This is a genomic window from Dactylosporangium sp. NPDC050588, assembly GCF_040654975.1.
GTDB classification, from domain to species: Bacteria; Actinomycetota; Actinomycetes; order Mycobacteriales; family Micromonosporaceae; genus Dactylosporangium; species Dactylosporangium maewongense.
The window spans coordinates 1-25,088 of the sequence record NZ_JBFAJA010000036.1; the positions used below are offsets into that span (position 1 = coordinate 1).

The 25,088-nt window shown below is 71.1% G+C and carries 22 protein-coding genes; 14 read left to right on the forward strand and 8 right to left on the reverse strand.

Going from position 1 to position 25,088, the window contains the following annotated elements; all coding sequences use genetic code 11:
- Window positions 1-1,643: 1,643 nt before the first annotated feature.
- Window positions 1,644-3,395: a biotin carboxylase N-terminal domain-containing protein gene (locus tag AB0I21_RS24865; protein WP_360564552.1), complete on the reverse strand. Its 1,752-nt coding sequence runs from the start codon at window positions 3,393-3,395 to the stop codon at window positions 1,644-1,646.
- 124 nt (window positions 3,396-3,519) lie between these two features.
- Between AB0I21_RS24865 and AB0I21_RS24870 the strand changes: the two genes are divergently transcribed.
- The 4 genes from AB0I21_RS24870 to AB0I21_RS24885 all read left to right on the forward strand — a co-directional run bounded on the left by AB0I21_RS24870 (window position 3,520) and on the right by AB0I21_RS24885 (window position 7,221).
- Complete coding sequence (locus AB0I21_RS24870; RefSeq protein WP_360564554.1) at window positions 3,520-4,134, forward strand: PadR family transcriptional regulator; 615 nt, start codon at window positions 3,520-3,522, stop codon at window positions 4,132-4,134.
- A gap of 84 nt (window positions 4,135-4,218) precedes the next feature.
- A complete protein-coding gene (locus AB0I21_RS24875; protein WP_360564556.1) occupies window positions 4,219-5,178 on the forward strand; it encodes an ATP-binding cassette domain-containing protein in 960 nt (319 codons plus the stop codon).
- A gap of 6 nt (window positions 5,179-5,184) precedes the next feature.
- Window positions 5,185-5,940 carry an ABC transporter permease gene (locus tag AB0I21_RS24880; RefSeq protein WP_360564558.1) on the forward strand — a complete coding sequence of 252 codons (756 nt, stop codon included), beginning with the start codon at window positions 5,185-5,187 and terminating at the stop codon, window positions 5,938-5,940.
- A gap of 78 nt (window positions 5,941-6,018) precedes the next feature.
- Window positions 6,019-7,221 (forward strand): MFS transporter, encoded by a 1,203-nt coding sequence (locus AB0I21_RS24885; RefSeq protein ID WP_360564560.1) that lies wholly within the window; start codon window positions 6,019-6,021, stop codon window positions 7,219-7,221.
- Here the strand turns inward: AB0I21_RS24885 and AB0I21_RS24890 are convergent.
- Window positions 7,199-7,858 carry an O-methyltransferase gene (locus tag AB0I21_RS24890; RefSeq protein ID WP_360564562.1) on the reverse strand — a complete coding sequence of 220 codons (660 nt, stop codon included), beginning with the start codon at window positions 7,856-7,858 and terminating at the stop codon, window positions 7,199-7,201. The two genes, AB0I21_RS24885 and AB0I21_RS24890, sit on opposite strands and share 23 nt — an antisense overlap.
- On the reverse strand, window positions 7,855-8,469 hold the full coding sequence (locus tag AB0I21_RS24895) for a nucleoside triphosphate pyrophosphatase (protein WP_360564564.1): 615 nt from the start codon (window positions 8,467-8,469) through the stop codon (window positions 7,855-7,857). The genes AB0I21_RS24890 and AB0I21_RS24895 overlap by 4 nt, the downstream gene beginning before the upstream one ends.
- 27 nt (window positions 8,470-8,496) lie before the next feature.
- Between AB0I21_RS24895 and mscL the strand changes: the two genes are divergently transcribed.
- Entirely contained in the window at window positions 8,497-9,213 is a 717-nt protein-coding gene (gene mscL / locus AB0I21_RS24900) for a large conductance mechanosensitive channel protein MscL (protein WP_360564566.1), read from the forward strand.
- Here the strand turns inward: mscL and AB0I21_RS24905 are convergent.
- Window positions 9,122-9,337 carry an acyl-CoA carboxylase subunit epsilon gene (locus tag AB0I21_RS24905; RefSeq protein WP_360564695.1) on the reverse strand — a complete coding sequence of 72 codons (216 nt, stop codon included), beginning with the start codon at window positions 9,335-9,337 and terminating at the stop codon, window positions 9,122-9,124. The two genes, mscL and AB0I21_RS24905, sit on opposite strands and share 92 nt — an antisense overlap.
- A 93-nt stretch (window positions 9,338-9,430) precedes the next feature.
- Here AB0I21_RS24905 and AB0I21_RS24910 point away from each other — a divergent pair, with 93 nt between their 5' ends.
- Window positions 9,431-11,587 (forward strand): hypothetical protein, encoded by a 2,157-nt coding sequence (locus AB0I21_RS24910; protein WP_360564568.1) that lies wholly within the window; start codon window positions 9,431-9,433, stop codon window positions 11,585-11,587.
- A gap of 65 nt (window positions 11,588-11,652) precedes the next feature.
- Window positions 11,653-13,527 carry a serine/threonine-protein kinase gene (locus tag AB0I21_RS24915; protein WP_360564570.1) on the forward strand — a complete coding sequence of 625 codons (1,875 nt, stop codon included), beginning with the start codon at window positions 11,653-11,655 and terminating at the stop codon, window positions 13,525-13,527.
- A gap of 1 nt (window position 13,528) precedes the next feature.
- On the opposite strand, the gene AB0I21_RS24920 is transcribed toward AB0I21_RS24915, so the two are convergent.
- Window positions 13,529-15,109: an acyl-CoA carboxylase subunit beta gene (locus AB0I21_RS24920; RefSeq protein WP_360564697.1), complete on the reverse strand. Its 1,581-nt coding sequence runs from the start codon at window positions 15,107-15,109 to the stop codon at window positions 13,529-13,531.
- Between AB0I21_RS24920 and AB0I21_RS24925 the strand changes: the two genes are divergently transcribed.
- Window positions 15,108-15,971: a biotin--[acetyl-CoA-carboxylase] ligase gene (locus AB0I21_RS24925; protein WP_360564572.1), complete on the forward strand. Its 864-nt coding sequence runs from the start codon at window positions 15,108-15,110 to the stop codon at window positions 15,969-15,971. The two genes, AB0I21_RS24920 and AB0I21_RS24925, sit on opposite strands and share 2 nt — an antisense overlap.
- A 66-nt stretch (window positions 15,972-16,037) precedes the next feature.
- The gene (locus AB0I21_RS24930; RefSeq protein WP_344503794.1) at window positions 16,038-16,586 is read left to right on the forward strand and encodes a PH domain-containing protein; all 549 of its coding nucleotides are present in this window, start codon (window positions 16,038-16,040) and stop codon (window positions 16,584-16,586) included.
- Between the two features lie 7 nt (window positions 16,587-16,593).
- On the opposite strand, the gene AB0I21_RS24935 is transcribed toward AB0I21_RS24930, so the two are convergent.
- Window positions 16,594-17,151, reverse strand: coding sequence for a GtrA family protein (locus AB0I21_RS24935; protein WP_360564574.1), 558 nt, complete (start codon window positions 17,149-17,151; stop codon window positions 16,594-16,596).
- A gap of 190 nt (window positions 17,152-17,341) precedes the next feature.
- Window positions 17,342-17,827: a GtrA family protein gene (locus tag AB0I21_RS24940; protein ID WP_360564576.1), complete on the reverse strand. Its 486-nt coding sequence runs from the start codon at window positions 17,825-17,827 to the stop codon at window positions 17,342-17,344.
- Window positions 17,828-18,114: 287 nt separating this feature from the next.
- Here AB0I21_RS24940 and AB0I21_RS24945 point away from each other — a divergent pair, with 287 nt between their 5' ends.
- Both AB0I21_RS24945 and AB0I21_RS24950 read left to right on the forward strand, forming a co-directional pair.
- Window positions 18,115-19,941, forward strand: a complete 1,827-nt coding sequence (locus tag AB0I21_RS24945) for a phosphoenolpyruvate carboxykinase (GTP) (RefSeq protein WP_360564578.1) — start codon at window positions 18,115-18,117, stop codon at window positions 19,939-19,941.
- Between the two features lie 118 nt (window positions 19,942-20,059).
- On the forward strand, window positions 20,060-20,830 hold the full coding sequence (locus tag AB0I21_RS24950; RefSeq protein WP_344503790.1) for an isoprenyl transferase: 771 nt from the start codon (window positions 20,060-20,062) through the stop codon (window positions 20,828-20,830).
- Window positions 20,831-20,991: 161 nt separating this feature from the next.
- Here AB0I21_RS24950 and otsB read toward each other — a convergent pair whose 3' ends face one another.
- Window positions 20,992-21,795, reverse strand: coding sequence for a trehalose-phosphatase (gene otsB / locus AB0I21_RS24955; protein WP_360564580.1), 804 nt, complete (start codon window positions 21,793-21,795; stop codon window positions 20,992-20,994).
- Window positions 21,796-22,226: 431 nt separating this feature from the next.
- Here otsB and AB0I21_RS24960 point away from each other — a divergent pair, with 431 nt between their 5' ends.
- From AB0I21_RS24960 to AB0I21_RS24970, 3 genes are all read left to right on the forward strand, one after another.
- Window positions 22,227-23,507 (forward strand): PhoH family protein, encoded by a 1,281-nt coding sequence (locus AB0I21_RS24960; RefSeq protein WP_360564698.1) that lies wholly within the window; start codon window positions 22,227-22,229, stop codon window positions 23,505-23,507.
- A gap of 229 nt (window positions 23,508-23,736) precedes the next feature.
- A complete protein-coding gene (locus AB0I21_RS24965) occupies window positions 23,737-24,387 on the forward strand; it encodes a lytic transglycosylase domain-containing protein (RefSeq protein WP_360564582.1) in 651 nt (216 codons plus the stop codon).
- Window positions 24,388-24,390: 3 nt separating this feature from the next.
- Window positions 24,391-25,074, forward strand: coding sequence for a lytic transglycosylase domain-containing protein (locus AB0I21_RS24970; RefSeq protein WP_360564584.1), 684 nt, complete (start codon window positions 24,391-24,393; stop codon window positions 25,072-25,074).
- The last annotated feature ends 14 nt before the right edge of the window (window positions 25,075-25,088 follow it).

Consider the following 25,088-nt stretch of genomic DNA (forward strand, 5'->3'; position numbering starts at 1 on the left):
CCCCACCGCTGCGCGGCGGGTCCCGGCGGGGATTCTCACCCGCACCCCAATGCGCCGCTCCGCGACGCACTGCCCGCGCCGAGACGCGAGCCAGGGCAAGCGCCGCATCCGCGCCGCATCCCGTGGCCACCCCAGGCCTACGCCCAGCAGCGCGGCGCCCCGCCCCCGTGATCCAAGGACGGTCCCGGTCGTGCGGGTCGCCACATCCGTCCGTCGATCATGCCGGTAGTTGATTCGCTGTGTCGGGTCGGTGGTGATGGAGGTTTACTCCTGGGGCTTGCCGGGTTCGCCGGCGCTGCCCGTTGTGATCCAAGGACGGTCCCGGTCGTGTGGGTGGCCGGATCCGTCCGTCGATCATGCTGGTGGTTGATCCGCTGTGTCGGGTCGGTGATGGTAGAGGTTTGGTCTTGGGGCTTGCCGGGTTCGCGGCGCTGCCCGTTGTGATCCAAGGACGGTTCTGGTCGTGCGGGTGGCCGGATCCGTCCGTCGATCATCGGTCGGGGGGCCGTGCGGGGTGTGGGTGGTCGGGGCTGCTTGAGTGGACGACTGCGATGCGCCGCCGCGCCCAGCGGTGCGGTGTTCCGCGGTCATGGCCTTGAGGGGTGTGGCCTGCACGGTGATGGGGGATTGATCCGCTTCGTCCGGTCGGCGGTGATGGAGGTTCGCCCTGAGGGCTGCCGGTTTCGGGTCGCCGGCGCTGCCCGTCGTGATCCAAGGATGGTTCTGGTCGTGTGGGTGGCCGGATCCGTCCGTCGATCACGCTGGTGGTTGATCCGCTGTGTCGGGTCGGTGGTGGTGGTGGTGGAGGTTTGGTCTTGGGGCTTGCCGGGTTCGCGGCGCTGCCCGTTGTGATCCAAGGATGGTTCTGGTTGTGCGGGTGGCCGGATCGTCCTTCGATCATCGGTCGGGGAGGTGGGCCGTGCGGGGTGTGGTGGTCGGGGCTGCTTGAGTGGACGACTGCGGTGTACCGCCGCGTCCAGCGGTGGGCCCTGAGGGGTCTGGTGCGCCTGGTGGTGGGGGAATTCTGCTAATTGATCCGCTTCGTCCGGTCGGCGGTGACGGAGGTTCGCCCTGGGCTGCCGGGGTTGCCGGTGCCTCCCCGTGATCCAGGGACGGTTCTGGTCGTGCGGGGTGGCCGCATTCGTCCGTCGATCATCGGTCGGGGAGGTGGGTCGTGCGGGGGTGTGGTGGTCGGGGCTGCTTGAGTGGACAACTGCGGTGTGCTGCCGCGCCCAGCGGTGTGGTGTTCGCGGTCATGGCCCTGAGAAGGTTGTGGCGTGCCCGATAGTGCGGGAATTCCGGTGATTGATCCGCTTCGTCCGGTCGGCGGTGACGGAGGTTCGCCCTGGGCTGCCGGGGTTGCCGGTGCCTCCCGTGATCCGAGGATGGTTCTGGTTGTGCGGGTGGCCGGATTCGTCCGTCGATCATGCTGGTGGGGGCCAGCGAACAGGGTCTCACCAGGACAGATGCGCCTTGGAGTTCCGCTCGGGGAGATCGGTCATGGGGCCGCTGAGTGGTGTCCGCTGGGCCGAGGTGGGTGCGGCAATGCCGCGCAGGTGAGAACGCGAGCGCGCCGCCGGAATCGCGGGGCTTGAGCGGCGGTGCCGGTGTGGGGTGGAGCGGCTGGGTGGTGGTGGAGGCGGCTACTTCAGGGTGGCGATGACGGCGCCGGCGGAGACGACCTCGCCGACGGTGGCTGCGAGGTCGGTGACGACGCCCGCCTTGTGGGCGTTGAGGGGTTGCTCCATCTTCATCGCCTCCAGGACGACGATCAGGTCACCCTCGGCGACTGTGTCGCCCTCGGCCACGGCGATCTTCACGATCGTGCCCTGCATGGGGCTGGCGAGGGCGTCGCCGCTCGCGGCGCCCGACTGCTTCTTCGTGCCCGAGCGGCGGCGCGGGGCCGGCGAGCCGGGGGCGGCGACGGCGGGGCCGGCGCCGAAGCCCGCGGGCAGCGACACCTCCAGCCGCTTCCCGCCGACCTCGACGACCACCGTCGAGCGCTCCTCGGCGGCGGGCAGGTCGCCGGAGGGAGCGGTGAACGGCGGCACCGTGTTGACCCACTCGGTCTCGATCCAGCGGGTGTGCACCCGGAAGGGTGACTCGGTGAAGGCCTCGTCGCGCAGGACGGCGCGGTGGAAGGGCAGGGCGGTGGCCATGCCTTCGACGACCATCTCGTCCAGGGCGCGGCGGGCGCGCTCCAGGGCCTGCTCGCGGGTCTCGCCGGTGATGATGACCTTGGCGAGGAGGGAGTCGAAGTTGCCGCCGATGACGCTGCCGGACTCGATGCCGGTGTCGACGCGGACGCCGGGGCCGGTGGGCAGGCGCAGGGTGGTGACGGTGCCGGGGGCGGGCAGGAAGCCACGGCCCGGGTCCTCGCCGTTGATGCGGAACTCGATGGAGTGGCCGCGCGGGGCGGGGTCCTCGTCGAAGCGGAGCTTCTCGCCGTCGGCGACCCGGAACTGCTCGCGGACCAGGTCGATGCCGGCGGTCTCCTCGCTGACCGGGTGCTCGACCTGGAGGCGGGTGTTGACCTCGAGGAAGGAGATGGTGCCGTCGTTGCCGACGAGATACTCGACGGTGCCGGCGCCGTGGTAGCCCGCCTCGCGGCAGATCGCCTTCGCCGACTCGTGGATCTGGGCGCGCTGGGCGTCGGTGAGGAACGGCGCGGGCGCCTCCTCGACGAGCTTCTGGTGGCGGCGCTGCAGGGAGCAGTCGCGGGTGCCGACGACGATCACGTTGCCGTGCTGGTCGGCGAGGACCTGGGCCTCGACGTGGCGGGGCTGGTCCAGATAGCGCTCGACGAAGCACTCGCCCCGCCCGAAGGCGGCGACCGCCTCGCGGGTCGCGGACTCGAAGAGCGCCGGGATCTCCTCCAGCGTGCGGGCGACCTTCAGGCCGCGGCCGCCGCCGCCGAAGGCGGCCTTGATGGCGACGGGCAGCCCGTGCTCGCGGGCGAACGCGACGATCTCGTCGGCGTCGCGGGCGGGCTCGGCGGTGCCGGGGACGAGGGGCGCGCCGGCGCGCTGGGCGATGTGCCGGGCGGTGACCTTGTCGCCGAGGTCGCGGATCGCCTGCGGGGTCGGGCCGATCCAGGTCAGCCCGGCGTCGATGACGGCCTGGGCGAAGTCCGCGTTCTCGGACAGGAACCCGTAGCCGGGGTGGACGGCGTCGGCGCCCGCGGTGAGGGCGACCTCGACGACCTTCTCGATGCGCAGGTAGGACGCGCCGGGGGTGTCGCCGCCCAGGGCATAGGCCTCGTCGGCGAGGCGGGTGTGCAGCGCGTCGCGGTCGGAGTCGGCGTAGATCGCGACACTGGCCAGACCCGCGTCCTGGCAGGCGCGGATGACGCGGACGGCGATCTCGCCCCGATTGGCAATCAGAACCTTGCGCACGCTGAACGCTCCCTTGGGTAACCCTCAGCCGCAGTCTAAGCGACCTGTACGACAAGTCCCGCTGCCAACAATGTCATAGTCAAACCGGCCCTATTAAACTTATGTCGTGTCTACTACGCGTTTGATGATCATGGGACTGATCTCCTACCTGCAGCCCGTCCACGGTTACGACATCCGCAAGGAGCTGACCAGCTGGAACGTGGAGAGCTGGGCCAATGTCCAGCCGGGATCGATCTATCACGCGTTGCGCAAGCTGACCGAGGAAGGCCTGCTCGAGCCGGTCGACACCGAGCAGGTGGACGGGCGTCCGGCCCGCACGAGGTACCAGCTGACCAAGGCCGGCGAGGTCGAGTATCAGGCCATGCTGCGCCGGTACTGGTGGGAGTACTCGGAGCCGGTCGACCCCTTCCAGGCCGCCTTCGCCTTCCTGCCGTCGCTGCCGCGCCCCGAGGCGGTCGGCGCGCTGCGGGCCCGGGCACGGCTCCTCAACGACTGGGTTGCAACCTATCGCGACAGCATCGACGAGTGGGTCGCCGACAAGCCGCCGCACGTGGGCTGGCAGCTGGAGCTCACGGCGGTGCGCGCCGAGGCGGAGGCCCGCTGGTGCCAGGACGTGGCCGCGCGGGTCGAGGCCGGAGAGGGTGCGCACTTCAACGAGGGTGGGCAGAGCCCCGACGCCTGGCGCGCGGCGATCCGTGAGCAGTTCGGCGACCCGCAGGACGACGAGGACGAGATTTAAAACGCGATATATAACGCGCTTGACTAGTGGTTTATATCGCGTTAGGTTGACCCGCGTAGCACACAGACGACAGGGGAGACCGTCATGATCGAGACGAAGGGTCTGCGGAAGTCGTACCGCTCACGGGCCGGTCGGGAGACCAAGGTCGTCGAGGCGGTCCGGGGGGTCGACCTCTCCGTCCGGGAGGGGGAGATCTACGGGTTCCTCGGCCCCAACGGCGCGGGCAAGACCACGACGCTGCGGATGCTGGCCACGCTCATCACGCCCGACGGCGGCGAGGCGGTCATCGCCGGCGCCGACCTGCTCAAGCACCCGGGCGAGGTGCGCCGCCGGATCGGCTACGTCGCCCAGGGTGGCAGCACCTGGGACGAGAGCACCGCGCGCGAGGAGCTGGTCCTGCAGGCCCGCTTCTACGGCATCCACAAGGCCGAGGCGCTCGAGCGGGCCGACAAGGCCCTCGCGGCGTTCCAGCTCACCGAGTACGCCGACCGCAAGACCAAGACCTACTCCGGCGGCCAGCGCCGGCGGGTCGACATCGCGCTCGGCATCATCCACGGGCCGAAGGTCGTCTTCCTCGACGAGCCGACCACCGGCCTCGACCCGCAGAGCCGCGCCCACATGTGGGACGAGGTGCGCCGCCTGCGCGCCGAGGGCATGACGGTCTTCATTACCACCCACTACCTCGACGAGGCCGACGCGCTCTGCGACCGGATCGCGATCATGGACCACGGCGAGATCGTCACCGAGGGCACGGTCGACGCGCTCAAGCGCGAGGTCGCCGGCGACGTCGTGACCGTCGGCACCGCCGGAGCCTCCGCTGAAACGGCGATCGCGCTGCTCAGGAACCAGGACTACGTCCGCAAGCTCGAAGAACACGCCAACAACGAGCTCCGGCTGTACGTGGACGAGGGCGCCGTCGCGATCCCGCACATCCTCCGCGTGCTCGACCACGCCGGCGTGCAGCTCACCCAGATGGAGCTGCACCGCCCCAGCCTCGACGACGTCTTCCTCACCAAGACCGGCCGTTCACTTCGGGAAAGCTGAGTAGCGATGAAATTCCTCCGTGACACCTGGCTCGTCTTCGCCCGCCAGATGCAGCTCATGCTCCGCCAGCCGGTGTGGCTGATCGTCGGGGTCATCCAGCCGCTCTTCTACCTCCTGCTCTTCGCGCCGCTGCTGAAACCGGCGCTCGGCGTGAAGACCAACGCCGAGGCGTACGAGCTGTTCGTGCCGGGCCTGCTGGTGCTGCTGGCCATGTTCGGCTCGCTGTTCACCGGCTTCGGGCTGATCGCCGAGCTGCGCGCCGGCGTCATCGAGCGGAGCCGGGTCACCCCGGTCAGCCGCCTGGCGCTGCTGGTCGGCCGCTCGCTGCGCGACGTCGTGTCGCTGCTGTTCCAGGCGGCGCTCATCGTCATCGTCGCGGTCGGGTTCGGCCTGAGCGTCGGCATCCTGGACGTGCTCGCCGCGTTCGCGCTGATGGCGGTCATCTCGTTGATGCTGTCGGCGTTCTCCTACGCGATCTCGCTGAAGCTGCGCAGCGAGGACGCCCTCGCGCCGCTGCTGAACACGATCTCGCAGCCGCTGCTGCTGACCGCCGGCATCCTGCTGCCGCTCACGTTCGCCCCGGCGTGGCTCAAGCGCGTCGCCGACTGGAACCCGTTCTCGTGGGCCACCGACGGCGTCCGGGCCCTCTTCGCCGGAAACCCCGGCGCCGACTCGGTCTGGCAGGCGGGCGTCGTCATCGGCGGCCTGACCCTGATCACCGTGGTCTGGGCCTCCCGCGCCTTCGCCAGGGGCGTCCGTTAGGCCGGTCGACTTTACCGGTAACGGCAATCACCGTCACGGCCCCTTCCGCCACGGGAGGGGCCGTGTCACCGTCAGGCGGTGCCCAAACTCGTCCGCGACCGCCTCACCTGGGTGATCTACGTCCAGCTGTCCCTGTGGTGCTACTTCCTCTACGGGTTCGGGCCGGTCGCCCCGCTGCTGCGCGACGAGCTGCACATCAGCAGGACCCTCGCGAGCCTGCACGGGACCGGGTTCGCCGTCGGCGGCATCGTCGGCGGCGCCGTCATTCCGGCGTTGACCCGCCGGTACGGGCGACACCGCCTCATCTGGAGCGGCCTGACGCTGATCTGCGGCGCCGCCGCGGGCATGTTCGCCGCGCACCACCTGGCGCTGACCCTGACGTTCGCCACCCTCGCGAGCTTCGGCGGGTCGTTGCTGGTCAACGGCATCGTCGCGGCGCTCACCGAGCACCACGGGACCGCCGGGCCGGCCGCGATCAGCGAGGCCAACGCCGCCGCGGCCGCCGTCGGCCTGGTCGCGCCGCTGGTCGTCGGGTTCGCCTACGGCACCGGTCTCGGGTGGCGGGCCGGGCTTGTCCTCGTGGTGGTCCCCACCGTCCTGTTGGCGGTGTTCGCCGGTGTACGGGCACCCGAGCCGCTCCAGCACGACACCGCCGGCGGCCGGCGCGCCCGCAGGCTCCCCGCCACGTATTGGCTGGCCGCGACCAGCCTGTTCGCGACCGGTTCGGTGGAGGTCTGCCTGACGCTGTGGGGCAGCGACGTGCTCCGCGACCACGCCCACGTGTCCGCCGGGGTGGCGACGGCGGCCGTGTCGACCATGATCGCCGGGATGGTGACCGGGAGGATCGTCGGCGGGCGGCTGCTGCTGCGGTACCGCCCGACCCGCATGCTCCTGGCGGCGCTCGCCGTGTCCGCCGCCGGGTTCGCGCTGTTCTGGTCGGCGACCGTGCCCTGGCTGGCGATGGCGGGCCTGTTCGGCTGCGGGCTCGGCTGCGGCCTGCACTACCCGCTCGGGATCGGCCTCGCCCTCGCCCACTCCGACGGGCAGCCGGACCTGGCCGCGGCCCGTGCCTCGTTCGCCGTCGGGATCTCCTTCGCGGTGGCGCCGTTCGCGCTGGGCTCGCTCGCCGACCGGGTCGGGCCGCACACCGCGTTTCTGCTCGTCCCGGCGTTCCTGCTGCTGAGCGCCGCGGTGGTGACGCGCCTGGAGAGGCTCACGGGGCGCGCCACCCTCAAGACCGCGCAGACCGCGGCGCCGGTCAGAGCCGCCGAGCCAGTGTGAGCCCGTCGGCGATCGGGATGAGCACCGACTCGACCCGGTCGTCGGCGAGGACCCGCCGGTTGAACTCGACGATCGCGAGGGTGCCGTGGTCGCCCGGGTCCGGGTCGAGCACGTGCCCGTGGCGCAGCACGTTGTCCACCAGGATCAGGCCGCCGGGCCGCGTCCGGGGCACGACCGCCTCCCAGTAGCCCAGGTAGCCGGTCTTGTCCGCGTCGATGAAGGTCAGGTCGAGGTGCGGCTCGGCCGGCAGCGCGCCGAGGGTCTCCGCGGCGGGCCCGATCCGCAGCTCGATGCGGTCGTCGAGGCCGCCGCGCCGCCAGTACCGCCGGGCGATCGACGTGAACTCCTCCGACACGTCCAGGCAGGTCAGCCGGCCGCCCTCGGCGAGGCCGCGGGCGATCGCGATCGACGACAGCCCGGTGAACGTGCCGATCTCCAGGGCCTGCCGGGCGCCGCTGATCCGGGTCAGCATCGTCAGCAGCGCCGCCTGCTCCGGCGCGACCTGCATGCCCGCGTCGCGCGGCAGCGCCGCCGCGGTCTCCTCGATCAGGTCGCGGACCAGGTCGTCGGGCTCGCTGCCGTTGGCGACGACATACGCGTGCAGCGCGTCGGTGAGGGCAAGTGTCTGTCTCGTCATGATTCGATCCTGCCCCGCCAGAAGTCGGTGATGCGGACCCCGAGGATCGACAGCAGCACCCGCAGCGTCGGCAGCGACAGGCCCACGACGTTGCCGTGGTCGCCCTCGATCCGGTCGACGAACACGCCGCCGAGCCCGTCGATGGTGAACGCGCCGGCCACGTGCAGCGGCTCGCCCGTCGCCACGTACGCGGCGATCTCCTCCTCGTCGGGCTCCGCGAAGTGCACGACGGTGCCGACGGTCTTCGACGTGTTGCTGCCGGACTCGGCGTCGATCAGGCAGTGGCCGGTGTACAGCACGCCGGAGCGGCCGCGCATCGCCTTCCAGCGGGCGACCGCCTCGTCGGCGTCGGCCGGCTTGCCGAGCACGTCGCCGTCGAGCTCGAGCACCGAGTCGCACCCCAGCACCAGGGCGTCGGTGCCCGCCACCCCGGCTGACTCGGCGACGGCGAGGGCCTTGAGCTCGGCGAGCGTGCCGGCGAGGGCGGCGCCGCCGGCCGCCTGGATCGCGGACTCGTCGACACCGCTCACGATGACCCGCGGCTCGATTCCGGCGGCCTGCAGCAGCCGGCGGCGGGCGGGGCTGGCAGAGGCGAGGATGAACGTCTTCACGGGACGGACGTTAGTACCATCGCGGCCATGCGGAAGCTCTGGGCTGAGTTCAAGGCGATCGCGATCGGCGGCTCGGTCCTGGACCTGGCCCTCGGCTTCATCATCGGATCGGCCTTCGCCACGCTCGTCCAGTCCTTCGTCACCAACCTGTTCCTGCAGGCGGTCGCCGCCGTGGTCGGTGAGCCCGACTTCCAGCAACTGAAGATCACGCTGCACCGCACGCCGATCAAGTACGGCGTGTTCCTCAACGACCTGCTGCAGTTCCTGCTGCTGGCGGTCGCCCTGTTCGTGATCATCAAGTTCATGACCTGGATCGGCGTGGAGCGGGGCAGGTCGCTGGACCAGCGGCAGTGCCCGTTCTGCTACGACCGGGTGCCGGCCGCGGCGCTGATCTGCCGCTCGTGCGGCCAGCAGCTGGTCGAGGACCTGCCGACGCTCGCCCAGGCGGAGTTCCTGCAGGACGAGCGCGAGGCCCGCCGCTGGCCGACGCTGCCGGCCCTGCCGCCGATCGTCATCCCACGCCGGCGCCCGCCGACCGGCCGGCCACCGGCGAGCGAGCCCCCGGTGGACGAGCCCCCGGTGGACGAGCCCCCGGTGGACGAGCCCCCGGTGAACGATCCCACTGCCGGCGAACCCCCGGCGGGTGGCGGCGCTAGCGCCAGCGGGGACGAGACGCCGGCCGGGCGCTCTGGCGCCAGCGCGACACCGGCTGAGGAGCCACCGCCGCGGCGGCGGGACGGCTGAAGAGCACCCCGACGATCGCCGCGACCTCCTCGGCCGTCGGCGTGCCGCGGACGACCTTGAACAGCGGTTCCTCGGCCACAGGACCTCCCGGAAAGTACGCGAAACGTTGCCGTCCTGCGAGCATACGCATGCATCGGCGGCGCATACTCAAGCGGAACGGGAGTCGATGGCGAGTTTGGGGGGCGCATTGACAAACGTCCCATTCCGGGTCGTATCGATGCTCATCGTCGGCGCGCTCCTCGCGGCACTGCTGCCCGGGGTGTCCGCAGCGCGTGAGGGCGAGCAGCCGGCGTCGGTGTCCGCGTCGCTGCGGTATCAGATCACGTTCGCGGCGCGCTCCTGCGGCTCGTACGACGACGTCATGGCCAACCGGGTCCGCGACGACCGCATCGAGGCGGCGTCCGCCCCCGGCCGCGCCAGCGCGTACAAGGACGGCCAGGCGGTCGACCCGGCCGTCGAGGCGGCCAACGGGGCCGGCTGCACCGCCCTGCCCGGCTGGCACTTCTCGCTGGGGCCCGGGCAGGAGAAGAAGGGCGCGCTGTCGACGGTGACCATGCCGGCGGTCGACTCCGGCGCGACCGCCGCCCAGGTGCCGCTGCTGGACGCGGCCGGCCACAAGACAGACAAGCTCATCGACGGCGCGGTCACCCTGCAGCTGACCCCGGAGCAGGCGAGCGCGTCCTCGCACCGGCAGCTGTGGGTGCAGGGCGGCACGCCGGGCGACCCGCTGCTCACCGCGGCGCTGCCCGGGTACGGGTTCGGCGTCCTGCGCTGCGGCGCCGACGGCCACGCCGGCGGCAACGTCCAGTGGCTCGGCTTCCCCGCCGGGACGCGGCACGTGCTCTGCTTCGCGTACTACGTGAAGTCCGCGCAGGCCCCGGCCACGCTCGTGGTGAAGGCCCGCACGACGGCCCCGGCCGGCTACCAGCAGCGGTTCGCGTTCGACGCCTCCGCCAGCTACGCCGCCGACAAGCGGATCCACGCCGACGCGAAGACCGACGCGACCCTGGTGCGCAGCTCCGGCGGCCAGCCCGGCACGGTCGTGTCGCGGACCCCGGCGGGCTGGACGCTCACCGACCTGAGCTGCGGCAAGAGCGGCGCCGGGCGCAGTCTCACCGCCACCGACCTGCCGACGGGCACCGCCACCGTCACGCTCGCCCCCGGCGAGGTCGTCACCTGCACGTTCACCTACACCCCGCCGGCCGCGCCGCCGGGGCTGACGCTGCGGCTGTTCGGCGACGCGTCCGGCGGCGCGTTCAACCTGTCCGTCGCCTCGGGCGGCGGGGCCGACCCGCCGCGCCTGCTGCAGGCCGCGCCGGCCGGTGACGGCTCCGCCACCGTCGCGACCGGCGCCGACCTGAGCACGCTGCCGCCGGGGGCGTACCCGGTGACGCTCACCGCCCCGGCCGGCGAGACCGACGCGTGGTCGCTGACCGGGGTCGGCTGCGGGGCGACCGAGCTCAAGCCGGAGGGCATGTCCGTCACCGTCATGGTCGCCGCCGGTGCCCCGACCGACTGCACGCTGCGGGTGACCCGCAAGGGCGGCAGCATCCAGCTGCGGTCGGTGACGGTCGGCGGGATCGGCGCGGCGTCGTTCGTGATCGCGCCGCGCGGCGAGGGCTCGCCCGGCTGGTCCGGGGTGGCGACCACGACCGCGTTCGGCGAGGCCGCGATCGCCCAGGGTGTCCCGGCGGCGCTGCCGCTCGGCGACTACGTGGTGACCCCGCTGCCGCCCCTGGCGACGGTCGAGGGCAGCTGGCGGCTGAGCTCGTTCGCCTGCGACCCGGGCGAGTCGCAGGACGTGCCCAACGTCGGCGCCGACGTCGTGCCGCTCACCGCCGCCGTGCCCGCCGCGAAGTGCACCGCGTCCTACCTGTTCGTCGAGGCGCACCAGCTGCAGGTCACCGTCCGCTTCGCGGGCAGCACCAGCGGCCGCGACGGCCCGATCGTGCTGGACGTGGACTGCACCGACGGCTCGACCGGCCGGGTCGTGCTGCCCGGGGACGACAACAGCGAGGCGTCGCTGCCCACGCCGCTGGGCTTCCTGGACCCGGCGAAGTGCACGGTGCAGCGCCCGGCGACACCCGCCGCGGCCGGCGCCGCGGTGTCCGTCGGCGCGACGGTCGACCCCGCGCCGGGCAACGCGCCGCTGCCGATCCCCGGCACCGTCGTCGTCGGCGAGGAGGCCGGCGCCGACGTCGACCTGTACACGGTGACGGTCACGGTGACCTTCACCGCCGATGACAGGGCGCCGACCCAGCAGAAGGTCCTCGACACGTTCCGGGTCCTGCCGGTGGCCCTGATCGGCGCCGGTCTGGTCGGTATCGGCCTCGTCATCCTATTGATCATGGTCTTGCGGTCCCGCACCGACTGAGACGGGTGATCTCGCCCAGGTCCGGGCTGTCTGGAACGTGCGCTCGTTCGGTAGCGTCTGTGGTGATGACGCAGTCCACGTCCCTGATCGCTGAGCGCTATCGATTGATCGAGTCGCTCGGCGCCGGTGGCATGGGCCGGGTGTGGCTCGCCCGCGACGAGATGCTGCGCCGCGACGTCGCGATCAAGGAGGTCATCCCGCCCGAGGGGCTGACCGCCGACGAGCGCGAGGAGCTGCGGCTGCGCACCCTCCGGGAGGCCCGCGCCGCGGCCCGCCTCAACGACGCGAACGTCGTGCGGATCTACGACGTCGTGCAGACCGAGCAGGCACCGTGGATCGTGATGGAGTACGTGCCGTCGCGGTCACTCCATCAGGTGATCACCGACGACGGGCCGCTGCCGCCGGAGCGGGTCGCGCAGATCGGGCTCGCCGTGCTCAACGCGCTGAAGGCCGCGCACGCCGCCGGGGTGCTGCACCGTGACGTGAAGCCCGGCAACGTGCTGCTCGCCGACACGGGCCGGGTGGTGCTCACCGACTTCGGCCTCGCGGTCTTCGAGGGCGGCGACGGCGCCGTCACCCGCCCCGGCCTGATCCTCGGGTCCCCGCAGTACATCTCCCCGGAGCGCGCGAGAGAGGGCACCTCCGGACCGGAGTCCGACCTGTGGTCGCTCGGCGCCACGCTCTACGCCGCCGTCGAGGGCCGCTCGCCGTACGCGCGCTCCACGACGTACGCGACGCTGACGGCCCTCGCCACCGAGGACCCCGACCCGCCGACCCGCGCGGGCGTGCTGAAGCCGGTCCTCAACGCGCTGCTGCGCAAGGACCCGAAGGCGCGCGCGGGCGTCGCCGAGACCGAGCGGCTGCTGCAGCGGGCCGCGTCGGGGGAGGGCCGTGCCTGGTCCTGGACCCTGCCCGCGCTGCCCCGGCCGCGCCGCTCGCGGGAAGGTCAACCTTCGGGCCTGCGCAGCTCCTCCAGCGGCTCGTCGAGAGGCTCGTCGCACCCGCTCGGCGGGGGGTCGGCGCGGCCCGAGGCGCCGGTCAGCTCGCCGCCCGCGGGCCTGGATCAGGACAGCCCGGCGCAGGTCGCGGACGCCACGCCGGCCCGGACCGACTTCCCCGGCAAGGCCCGCGGCAGCGCGCCCGTCGGCGCCGGCCTCTACTCCCGCGGCGGGGTTCCCGCCCCCGAGGTGGTGCCGGTCAGCGACGATGTCGAGACGGTGCCGCCCGGACAGCACCGCGGCCGCTGGATCGCCGCGGTCCTCGTCGCGCTGGCCCTGCTGGTCGGGGCCGTGATCCTGATCGCCGACTCCGGCGACGACCCGCCGCAGACGCTGCCGACCGGCGCGCAGGCCACCGGGCTGGGGGCGGGGCCCGCCACGTCCGGCGCCGCGAGCCCGGCGTCGGGCAGTCCCACCGCGAGCGCGTCGCCAGACGTCCGCGGCACCTTCGGCGGCACCGTGATGGACCTGCCGGCCGGCTTCCACTGGGAGACCGACGCCAAGTACGGCTGGGCGGTCGCGGTGCCGGACGGCTGGGTGCGCACGGTGAAGAAGCCCAGCTACCCGTCGATGATCTCCTTCGTCGACCCGCTCGACGGCCGGTGGGAGGTGGCGATCGACACGTCCTTCAACCCGCCGAAGGGCGACCCGGTCGCCGACTGGCGCGAGCAGGAGGCGGCGCGGCTCAAGGACGGGCTGTACCCGGGCTACGAGCAGGTCAGGATCGACACGGTCAACTTCCGGGACGGCTGGGCCTGCGCGGACTGGCAGTGGCGGTACACGGCCCCCAGCGGCCGCCTGCACATCTCCAACATGGGCTGCCGGGTCAACCCGGGCCGGGGCCACGCCATCTACTGGCAGACCCCGGACGCGCTGTGGGAAGACTCCGCCACCGTCAACAAGTTCAACATCATCAAGGTGTCGTTCAGGGTGACGGCCTGACCTACAGCGGGATGTTGCCGTGCTTCTTCGGCGGCAGGGTCTCCCGCTTGGTGCGCAGCAGCCGCAGCGCCCGCACGATCTCCACCCGCGTCGCCGACGGCGCGATGACCCCGTCGACGTAGCCGCGCTCCGCCGCCACGTACGGGTTGGCGAGGGTGTCCTCGTACTCCTGGATCAGCTCGGCGCGCAGGCCTGCCGGGTCCTTCGCGTCGCGCAGCTCCTGGCGGTACAGGATGTTGACCGCGCCCTGCGCACCCATGACCGCGATCTGCGCGGTCGGCCAGGCGAAGTTGAGGTCGGCGCCGAGGTGCTTGGAGCCCATGACGTCGTAGGCGCCGCCGTACGCCTTCCGGGTGATGACCGTGACCTTCGGGACGGTGGCCTCGGCGTAGGCGTAGATGAGCTTCGCGCCGCGCCGGATGATCCCGTCCCACTCCTGGCTGGCGCCCGGCAGGAAGCCCGGCACGTCGACGAACGTGAGGATCGGGATGTTGAACGCGTCGCAGGTCCGCACGAAGCGGGCCGCCTTCTCCGACGCGTCGATGTCCAGGCAGCCGGCGAAGTGCATCGGCTGGTTGGCCACGACGCCGACCGGGTGGCCCTCGACCCGGCCGAAGCCGATCAGGATGTTCTGCGCGAACAGCGGCTGCACCTCGAGGAAGTCCTCGACGACCGACTCGATGACCGTGTGCATGTCGTACGGCTGGTTCGCCGAGTCGGGGATGACGGTGTCCAGCGCCAGGTCGTCCTCGGAGACGTCCAGCGACGCCGGCAGCGGCACGACCGGCACGTCGTCCATGTTGTTGGACGGCAGGTAGGACAGCAGGGCCTTCACGTACTCGATCGCGTCGTCCTCGTCGGTGGCGAGGTAGTGCGCGTTGCCGGACTTGGTGTTGTGCGTCCGGGCCCCGCCCAGCTCCTCGAACTCGACGTCCTCGCCGGTCACCGTCTTGATCACGTCGGGGCCGGTGATGAACATGTGCGAGGTCTGGTCGACCATCACGGTGAAGTCGGTGACGGCGGGGGAGTACACCGCACCACCCGCGCACGGCCCCATGATCAGTGAGATCTGCGGGATGACACCCGACGCCCGGACGTTGCGGAAGAAGATCTCGCCGTAGAGCCCGAGCGAGACGACGCCCTCCTGGATGCGGGCGCCGCCGGAGTCGTTGATCCCGACCACCGGGCAGCCGATCTTCATCGCCAGGTCCATGACCTTCACGATCTTCTCGCCGAAGACCTCGCCGAGGCTGCCGCCGAAGATCGTGAAGTCCTGCGCGAAGACGCAGATCTGCCGCCCGTCGACGGTGCCGTACCCGGTGACGACGCCATCGCCGTACGGGCGCGCCTGCTCCATCCCGAAGTTGGTCGACCGGTGCCTGGCCAGCTCGTCGAGCTCGACGAACGAGCCGGGGTCCAGCAGCAGCTCGATCCGCTCGCGTGCGGTCTTCTTGCCCCTGGCGTGCTGCTTCTCCACGGCCCGGGCCGACCCCGCGTGCACGGCCTCGTCGGTCCGCCGGCCCAGATCGGCGAGCTTCCCCGCGGTCGTGTGGATGTCAGCGCCGACACCAGCCTGCTCAATGGTCACGTTCGGCATCGTAATCGGGCGGCGATACGGTCGACCTGTGAACATTTACACCGACCTGGAGCGCCCTCCGCTGCATGCGGCCGCGCTCCGCCGCGCGTTGGTCGTCCCCGGCGGGTTCTGGACCGGCCTGCGCGTGGTCGAGGAGACCGGCTCGACCAACGCCGACGCCGGCGACGCCGCGCGGGCCGGTGCCGCCGAAGGCCTGGTGATCGTCGCCGAGCGGCAGACCGCGGGCCGGGGCCGGTTGGGCCGGCAGTGGCAGTCGCCGCCGCGGGCCGGCCTGGCGCTGAGCATCCTGCTGCGCCCGGTGGTGCCGGTGTCGCGCTGGGGCTGGCTGCCGCTCCTGGCCGGGGTCGCGCTGGCCGAGTCGGTGCGCCGGGTCGCCCGCCTCGACGCCTACCTGAAGTGGCCGAACGACCTGCTGCTGCAGGGCGACCGCAAGACCGCCGGCATCCTCGCCGAGGGGGTCGGCGACGGCGCGGTGGTGGTCGGCATCGGGCTCAACACCACGTTGCGCGAGCACGAGCTGCCCCGCCCCGACGCGACGTCCCTCGCCCTCGCCGGTGCCGCCAGCGCCGACCGCGACCCGCTGCTGCGCGCCCTGTTGCGCGGGTTCGAGGAGGTGTACCGGCAGTGGCAGGCCGGCGACGACTCCGGCATCCGCGAGGCGTACCTCTTCCATTGCGGCACCGTCGGCCGGCGGGTCCGGGTCGAGCTTCCCGGCGGCGCCACGCTCGACGGCACGGCCACCGGCGTCGACGTCGACGGCCGGCTGCAGGTCACGGACGTGTTCGGGAAGGAGCACGCGGTCGCCGCCGGGGACGTGGTGCACGTCCGCGCAGAGACGACCGGGTAGGCCAATATCGCACCGGGTCGGGACGGTCTAGCCTCCACCTCGACATTCATGAACGAGGAGGTTGGCGTGGGGTTCCCGGAAAGCGTCCTGACCAAGGACGAGCAGGTGGTGCTGCACCTGCACCCCCACTGGAAGGCACTGTTCCTGCCGGTGCTCTGGTTCGTCCTCACCGCCGCCGCGGTCGTGGCCATTTCCCTGTTCACGGGGGTGGGCATGATCGGCACGCTGATCGCGGCCGGAGTCGGCCTGGTGATCGTGCTCGTCGTCACCGTGTGGCCGTGGATCAAGTGGAAGACCACGCACTACGTCTTCACCAACGAGCGGGTGATCATGCGCAGCGGCGTGTTCTCACGCAGCGGCCGGGACATCCCGCTGGGCCGGGTCAACGACGTGTCGTTCTCGCACTCGCTCTTCGAGCGGATGCTCGGCTGCGGCACGCTGACCATCGAGTCGGCCGGTGAGCGGGGTCAGGTGCAGCTCACCGACATCCCGCAGGTGGAGAAGACCCAGAGCATGCTCTACGAGCTGGTCGACGCGGACCGGCAGAAGCACACCTTCGGCGACGACGACCGGCAGGCCCTCGTCGACGAGATCAAGAACGACGCGGCGTCCTGATTTCTGGTCAACGGTGGCCGGCGGGCTCATTGAGGGTCAGCTCGCCGGCGCCGTCCTCCTCGGAGTGGCGCGGCACCGGCGCGACGGCCACGTCGGTCAGTGCCACCTCCAGGGCCTCGACCTCGGCCTCCAGTTCGGCGTCCGCGATCACCTGAGGGTCGTCGGAGGCCGCCGGCGTCTGGAAGACGAACGTCCGGTACGCCCAGAAGCGGAACACCATCGCGATGCCGATGCCGAGCGCGCTGGCGATGTTGAAGGCCAGCCGGTCGGCGCTGTTGGTCTCGCTGAAGCCCAGCCCGTACTTCGCCACCGCGAGGACCGCGCTCTGGATCAGCAGGCCGACGCCGTTGAGCGCGAAGAACAGCGTGTACTCCCGCCGCATGCTCTGGCGGTCGCTGTGCCGGTAGGTCCACTGCCGGTTGAGGAAGTAGGACGCCGTCGTGGCGACGACGGCCGCGACGATCTTCGCCTTCAGCGGGCCGATCGACAGCAGCAGGTTGAGCACCGCGAAGTCGATGATCGTGTTGATCCCGCCGACCGCCAGGAACTTGAACAGCTCGGTCACGAGCGATCGGTGCCGCTCGGGGACATACCGGTCGCGAAGGTTGCTGGCAAGGCGCACCGTGCAACCTTACGGTAGGTCGCCAAGCATCGCCCTGGGTACGGCGCAGACTGCGGGGCAGCTCACCCGCATCTTGACCCCTGCGCAACCAGGCTGTTACCTGCCGCCGCGTTTGAACCTCAGCTTATGCCGGTCAGGTCGTCTTTCGGAACACGATCTGCCGATAGCTCCAGAAACGGAACAGCGTCCCGAACGCCATGCCGACCACGTTGGCCGCGATGTTGTCGGCGAGCTTGCCCTCGAACCAGGGCCACACCGAGCCGAGCCCGTAGTGGCTCGCCCACAGGCAGAGCAGGCCGATCAGCAGGCCGACCAGGTTGAACAGGAAGTACAGCGTGTATTCGCGGCGCAGGTTGGTGCGCTCGCGGTCCCGCCAGGTCCAGAACCGGTTGCCGATGAAGGCGACGGTCGCCGCCACCACCGTGGAGATCGTCTTCGCCAGAAGGGTCGGCGTGCCACCGAAGAGCAGCACGTTGAAGATGGCGACGTCCACCACGAACGCCACGATCCCGACCGTCCCGAACTTGCCCAGCTCGTGGACGAGGTGCTCGAAGCGTGCGAACAGGCCGCGCAGGCCGCCCGGCCGTGGCTCGGACGCCACCGACTGCAGTTCCGTCACGTGGCAGAGGGTACGGCACCGCCGACCCCAGCGGGCGCACCTGCCACAGACCGCACAGTTTGCGCATTGATGCGCGGTTGACGAAAAGTTCACGCGCGATTCTGCGAACGGCCGCGAGATTCTCCGGGCCTTGTGCAAGGTTTCACAAGCTCTCACGCTGCTCGGCCCGGTCGACCGGTTTAGGCTGAGGGAAATCAGTAGAACGCATTCACGGCCGCTCGCAGCATCGCGCGCCGTGCTTTGGCATTTGCGCCTACAGGTCAACGCCGACCACAGGGAGATTCTCGATGTCAGCACCGGTCACGGTCCCGGGTCTCGACCAGGCACCCACCGCCCATTCCAAGCTCCTCGCCTGGGTCCGCGAAGTCGCCGAGCTCACCACCCCTGACCGGGTGGTCTGGTGTGACGGCTCCGAGGGTGAGTGGCGCCGCATCACCGACGAGCTCGTGGACAAGCAGGTCCTGGTGCGGCTGCGGCAGAAGCCCAACTCGTTCTGGGCCCGCACCGACCCGTCGGACGTCGCCCGGGTCGAGGAGCGCACGTTCATCTGCTCCGCGGACGAGGCCGACGCCGGCCCCACGAACAACTGGATGGCGCCCGCGGAGATGAAGCGGGTGATGACGGAGCTGTACGACGGCTCGATGCGCGGCCGCACGATGTACGTGGTGCCGTTCTGCATGGGCCCGCTGACCGCCGAGCGGCCGATGTTCGGCGTCGAGCTGACCGATTCCCCGTACGTCGTCGCCTCCATGCGGATCATGACCCGGATGGGCGCAGACGTGCTCGACCGGATGGGCGCCGACGCGCCATTCGTGCCCTGCCTGCACTCCGTCGGCGCGCCCCTCGCACCCGGCGAGCAGGACGTCGCGTGGCCGTGCAGCGACACCAAGTACATCTCCCACTTCCCGGAGAGCCGGGAGATCTGGAGCTACGGGTCGGGGTACGGCGGCAACTCGCTGCTGGGCAAGAAGTGCTTCTCGCTGCGCATCGCCAGCGTCATGGGCCGCGACGAGGGCTGGCTCGCCGAGCACATGCTCATCCTCAAGCTGACCGGACCGTCCGGCCAGGTGAAGTACGTGGCCGCCGCGTTCCCCAGCGCCTGCGGCAAGACCAACCTGGCGATGCTGGAGCCGACCATCCCCGGATGGAAGGTCGAGACGCTCGGCGACGACATCGCGTGGATGCGCTTCGGAGCAGATGGGCGGCTGTACGCCGTCAATCCCGAGTTCGGCCTGTTCGGTGTCGCTCCCGGCACCGACTGGAAGACCAACCCCAACGCGATGCGGACCCTCGCGAAGGGCAACTCGGTCTTCACCAACGTCGCGCTGACCGACGACGGAGACATCTGGTGGGAGGGCATGGGCGAGCCGCCCGCGCACCTCACCGACTGGAAGGGCCGCGACTGGACGCCTGACTCGGACGAGCCGTCGTCGCACCCGAACTCGCGCTTCTGCACGCCGATCGAGCAGTGCCCGATCCTCGCCGACGAGTACGCCGACCCGCGCGGCGTGCCGATCGACGCGATCCTCTTCGGCGGCCGGCGCAAGACGACGATCCCGCTGGTCACCGAGGCCCGCGACTGGGTGCACGGCGTCTACCTCGGCGCGACCCTGTCCAGCGAGACCACCGCGGCGGCCACCGGCAAGGTCGGCGTGGTCCGCCGCGACCCGATGGCCATGCTGCCCTTCATCGGCTACAACGCCGGCGACTACTTCGCCCACTGGATCGCGATGGGCAAGGGCGCCTCCTCCGGCACCGCGCAGCTGCCCAGGATCTTCTACGTCAACTGGTTCCGCCGCGGCGACGACGGCCGCTTCCTGTGGCCCGGCTTCGGCGAGAACGCCCGCGTCCTGAAGTGGGTCGTCGAGCGCATCGAGGGCACCGCCGATGCCGTCGAGACCCCCATCGGCCGGGTGCCGGCGCCGGGCGCGCTCGACGTGGACGGCCTCGACCTCACGGCCGAGGACCTCGCCGCGGCCCTGCGGGTCGACGCCGACGAATGGCGGGCGGAGATCCCTCAGGTGACCGAGTGGTTCGAGCGCTTCGGCGACAAACTCCCCGGCGTGCTCTGGGCCGAGCTCGACGCGCTGAAGGCCCGGCTCGACGCCGCATAGTGGCTGGTCGGCGGCCGGTCAGTCAGCAGATCGGCCGCCCACCCACCCGCCGTTCAGCACTGTCCGGTGCACGGCTGACGGTGTCGCTTTGCCCGGTAGGTCGCTACTCTTCTCGACCGTGGGCCTGCGTGACGTGGTGTATTCGTTGTACGAGAAGCGTCTCGCCCGACGGCTGCACGGCAAACCTCAGCCGCGACACGTCGGGGTGATCGTCGACGGCAACCGACGCTGGGCGCGCGAGATGGGCTACGTCGATCCCAACGACGGCCATCGCGTCGGCGCCGAGCGGATCAAGGAGCTCCTGCGCTGGTGCGACGGCGCGACCGTCGCGCACGTCACCCTGTGGCTGTTGTCCACCGACAACCTGTCCCGTCCCGCCGCCGAGCTCGACCCGCTGCTGCAGATCATCGAGAACCTGGCCGCCGAGCTCGCCGACGAGGGCAACCCCTGGCAGCTGCGCATGGTCGGCGCGCTGGACCTGCTGCCCACCGCCAGCGCCCAGTCCCTCAAGGCGGCCGAGGAGCGCACCGTCAGCCGCACCGGCGGCGCCCAGGTCAGCCTCGCCGTCGGCTACGGCGGCCGCCGCGAGATCGCCGACGCCGTGCGCTCCCTCCTCCACGAGCACGCCAAGGCGGGCACGTCGATCGAGGAGCTTGCCGAGATCCTCGACGTCGACCACATCTCCGACCACCTCTACACCCGCGGCCTGCCCGACCCCGACCTGGTGATCAGGACCAGCGGCGAGCAGCGCCTGTCAGGCTTCCTGCTCTGGCAGAGCGCCCACTCCGAGTTCTACTTCTGCGACGTCCACTGGCCCAGCTTCCGCCGCGTCGACTTCCTGCGCGCCCTGCGCTCCTACGCCAACCGCCAACGCCGCTACGGCGTCTGAGCCGGCTGTAACGCTGTAATTCCCCCCCACCGCTGCCGCGGCGGGTCCCGGCGGGGATTCTCACCCGCACCCCGATGCGCCGCTCCGCGACGCGCTGCCTCGCGGAGCGGGGTGGGTGGTGGGCCGCTTGCGGCGTGGTCGGTGGGGAGGTTGGAGTGCGGTCAGGGAAGCTGGGAGATGAGGGTGCGGAGGAGGGCGGGGACGTCCTCGGGGGCGTCGACGTGGATGTCGGCGGCTTCGATCAGGGCGTGGCCGCTCTCGGCGTTGGCCACCGCGACCCGCACCCCCACGAAGTCGGGGTCCGCCGCCTCGCGGGCGGTGAGGGCGTCGAAGGCGCGCAGGTCGGCCACGTCGTCGCCGAAATACCAGGCGCAGCTGTGGCCCTCGGTCTCCTCGCGCAGGACGCTGCCCTTGTCGCGCTGGCCGGGGGGCTTCAGCTCGACGACCATGCGGCCCGCCTGGAGGCGCAGGCCGAGCTCGCCGGCGCGCTCCTTGGCCCACTGCTCGACCTCCGGGGCCAGGTGGGGCGCGTTGCGGTAGTGCACGGCCACGGAGAGGCGCTTGTACTCGACCCGGGTGCCCGCCGGCAGCTCCGACCGGGCGCGGTCGGCCAGGTCGCTCATGACCTGGACGAAAGGGGCCGCTGACGGGTCGGTCTCGACCAGGCCGCCGGGGCGTTGGACCTCCAGCCCGTACAGGCCGAAGACCGCGACATCGGGCAGGTCGGCGAAGCGCTCGCGGAGGAAGCCGGCCGGGCGGGCCGAGACGATGACGACCTTGCCCAGGCGGCGGCTGAGCTCGCCGAGGACCTCGACGATGCCGTCGGCCGGGTGGACCGTCTCGGGGTCTTCCTGGATGGGCGCGAGAGTCCCGTCGAAGTCGAAGAAGAAGGCGCAGTGGCCTGCGCGCTCCGCGGTCAACTGGAGGATGGCCTCGCGCGAGCGTGCAGTGTCAGGGACCGCCATGTGCCAAGCGTACTGAAGAATTCACGCAGCGGCGTACCTCACAAGGCGGGCAATCAAGGACTCGATCTAGTGGATTTTGCTTGCAGCGGTTAGCGTCTGTGCTGTGGCTTGGGGTTTTCCCGGCCATCCGAGGCCCGGACCGAGCGATCACTGTGAAGCCACGGGGCCAAGCACCCGACCCCGTGCGGGCGTCGGAGGACGCGAGTGCGGGCGGCGAGGTGCCCGTCCCCGGAGATCCCGTGACCGTTCGCCGTAGTCCCTCGGAGTCCACCCCTCCCGCTCCACGCGGCCGCGCCACCAAGGCGCAGCCCGCGGAAGCGCCGCAGGAGGTCGTCAAGCCGGTCCGTCGCACCAGGAAGACGGCCCAGGAGAAAGCCCAGGAGAAAGCCCAGGAGAAAGCCCCGGAGCAGACACCGGACAAGCGCACCTTCGTGCTGGACACGTCCGTGCTGCTGGCCGACCCGGGCGCGTTCCTGCGCTTCGGAGAGCACGACGTGGTCCTGCCCCTGGTCGTCATCTCCGAATTGGAGGGCAAGCGGCACCATCCCGAGCTCGGATACTTCGCGCGGCGTTCGCTGCGGTTCCTGGACGACCTGCGGGCCAAGCACGGCCGGCTGGACGTCCCGCTGCCGCTGACGGACTCCGGTGGCACCCTGCGGGTCGAGCTGAACCACGCCAACCAGAACGTGCTGCCGGCCGGCTTCCGGGCCGACACGGACGACGCCCGGATTCTCGCGGTCGCGCTCGCGCTCGCCGCCGAGGGCAAGGACGTCCTGCTGGTCACCAAGGACATGCCGCTGCGGGTCAAGGCCGGCTCGGTGGGCCTGGCCGCGGACGAGTACCAGCCGGGTCCGGCGACCAACCAGAGCTGGACGGGCATGGTCGAGCTCGGCATCGCCGAGGACGAGGTGAAGCGGCTCTACGCGGGTGAGGCGATCGACCTCGACGGCGCCGGCGACCTGCCGGTGCACACGGGTCTGGTGCTCACCTCGCAGAACGGCTCGGCGCTCGGGCGGGTCTGCGCCGACAAGTCGGTGCGGCTCGTGCGGGGCGACCGGGAGGCATTCGGTGTGCGGGGGCGCTCGGCGGAGCAGCGCATCGCGCTGGACCTGCTGCTGGACGAGTCGATCGGCATCGTGTCCATGGGTGGGCGGGCCGGCACCGGCAAGTCCGCGCTCGCGCTCTGCGCGGGCCTGGAGCAGGTCATGGAGCGGCGCAAGCACAAGAAGGTGATCGTCTTCCGGCCGCTGTACGCGGTCGGCGGGCAGGAGCTGGGGTACCTCCCCGGCGACGCCGCCGAGAAGATGTCGCCCTGGGCGCAGGCGGTCTTCGACACGCTCGGCTCGCTGGTGCACGACAACGTGATGGAGGAGGTGGCGGCCCGGGGGATGCTCGAGGTCCTGCCGCTGACCCACATCCGCGGTCGCAGCCTGCACGACGCATTCGTGATCGTCGACGAGGCCCAATCGCTCGAACGTGGCGTCCTGCTCACCGTGCTCTCCCGCATCGGCAGCAACTCGCGGGTCGTGCTGACGCACGACGTCGCTCAGCGTGACAACCTGCGGGTCGGCAGGCACGACGGCATCGCCGCGGTGATCGAGGCGCTGAAGGGCCACCCGATCTTCGCGCACGTGACCCTGACCCGTTCGGAGCGGTCGCCGATCGCCGAGGTCGTTACGGACCTGCTGGAGGACCTCCCGTTCGAAAGGTGAGTTGAGGGAAAGAGTCCCAATTGTCACGTGATTAGGATCACATAACGTACTGTTTGGGTTCTCACCTGCGAATGCACTAGGCGATGGTGGGGAACGAGCGCATGACGCCAGGCGAACCGGCATCAGGCGCTCACGGTGCGTCATCGGCCCGGAGGGCAGGTCCGCTGCAACGCGTGGACCGCCGTCCGGGCCGTGCGCCGCGTCCTGTCCCCGACGAATGGATACGTTCGTGATCCAGCTGTGGCAGCGGATCGGAAAGATCCGTGCCCTGGCGGCCCTCGCGCTCGTCGCGGCCCTCGCGGGCGGCGTCGTGATCGCCAACTGGGACAGCGGCGAGAAGGCTGAGCCGGTCAACACCGCCGCCAACGCCGCCCTCCCGAAGCCGTCGGAGACGAGCGCCGGCGCCGCGCAGTCGCAGGACCCGCAGAGCAAGGCGCAGGACGCCGCCTCTGCGGCCGCCGCGCAGGCCAAGGCCGCCGAGGACGCCGCGCGCAAGAAGAAGGAAGAAGAGGCGAGCCGGTCCAACACCCGCTCCGCCGGCCCGCCGTCCTACCCGGCCCCCGCCTCGTGCGGCGTCTACTCCGGCCACAGGAACACCGGCTGCACGCTGATGGTCGCCGCCGGCTACGGCCTCGACCAGATGCCGTGCCTGGACAAGCTGTGGACCAAGGAGAGCGGCTGGAACCCGGCCGCGCACAACAACGGCAGCGGCGCCCACGGCATCCCGCAGGCGGTCCCCGGCGACAAGATGGCCGCGTACGGCCCGAACTGGAAGACCGACGCCGGCACCCAGATCAAGTGGGGGCTGAGCTACATCAAGGGCCGGTACAAGACGCCGTGCGGCGCATGGGGTCACAGCCAGAGCACGGGGTGGTACTAGGTCATGGACGTCCTGACGCTGCTGTGGCAGCGGGTCGGCAAGATCCGTGTCCTGGCCACCCTCGCGCTGGTCGCGGCCCTCGCGGCGGGTGTCGTGATCGCCAACTGGGACAGCGGTAAGAAGGCCGAGCCGGTCAGTGCCGCCGCCGACGCCACCCTTCCGAAGCCTTCCGACACGAGTGCGAGCGCCAGCGCCGCGCCGGCGTCCCAGGAGGCCCAGAGCAAGGCGCAGGACGCCGCCTCCGCGGCCGCCGCGCAGGCCAAGGCCGCCGAGGACGCCGCGCGCAAGAAGAAGGAAGAGGAGGAGACGAGCCGGTCCACCACGCGGACCCTGGGCCCGCCGACCTACTCGATCCCGGCCGCTTGCGACGTGTACAAGGGCAAGAGCGACAACAAGTGGCGCGGCTGCGGGCTCGTGTTCCAGGCCGGCTTCGGGTTCGACCAGATGTCGCCGTGCCTGGAGAAGCTCTGGGACAAGGAAAGCCACTGGACGACGACGGCGCGGAACAAGAGCTCCGGCGCCTACGGCATCGCCCAGGCGCTCCCGCCGTCGAAGATGGGCTCGATCGCGAGCGACTGGTCCTGGAATCCTGAGACGCAGATCAAGTGGGGCCTGGGCTACATCAAGGGCCGCTACAAGACGCCGTGCGCCGCCTGGTCCCACAGTCAGTCCAGCGGCTGGTATTAGCGAGCGAAACCTGT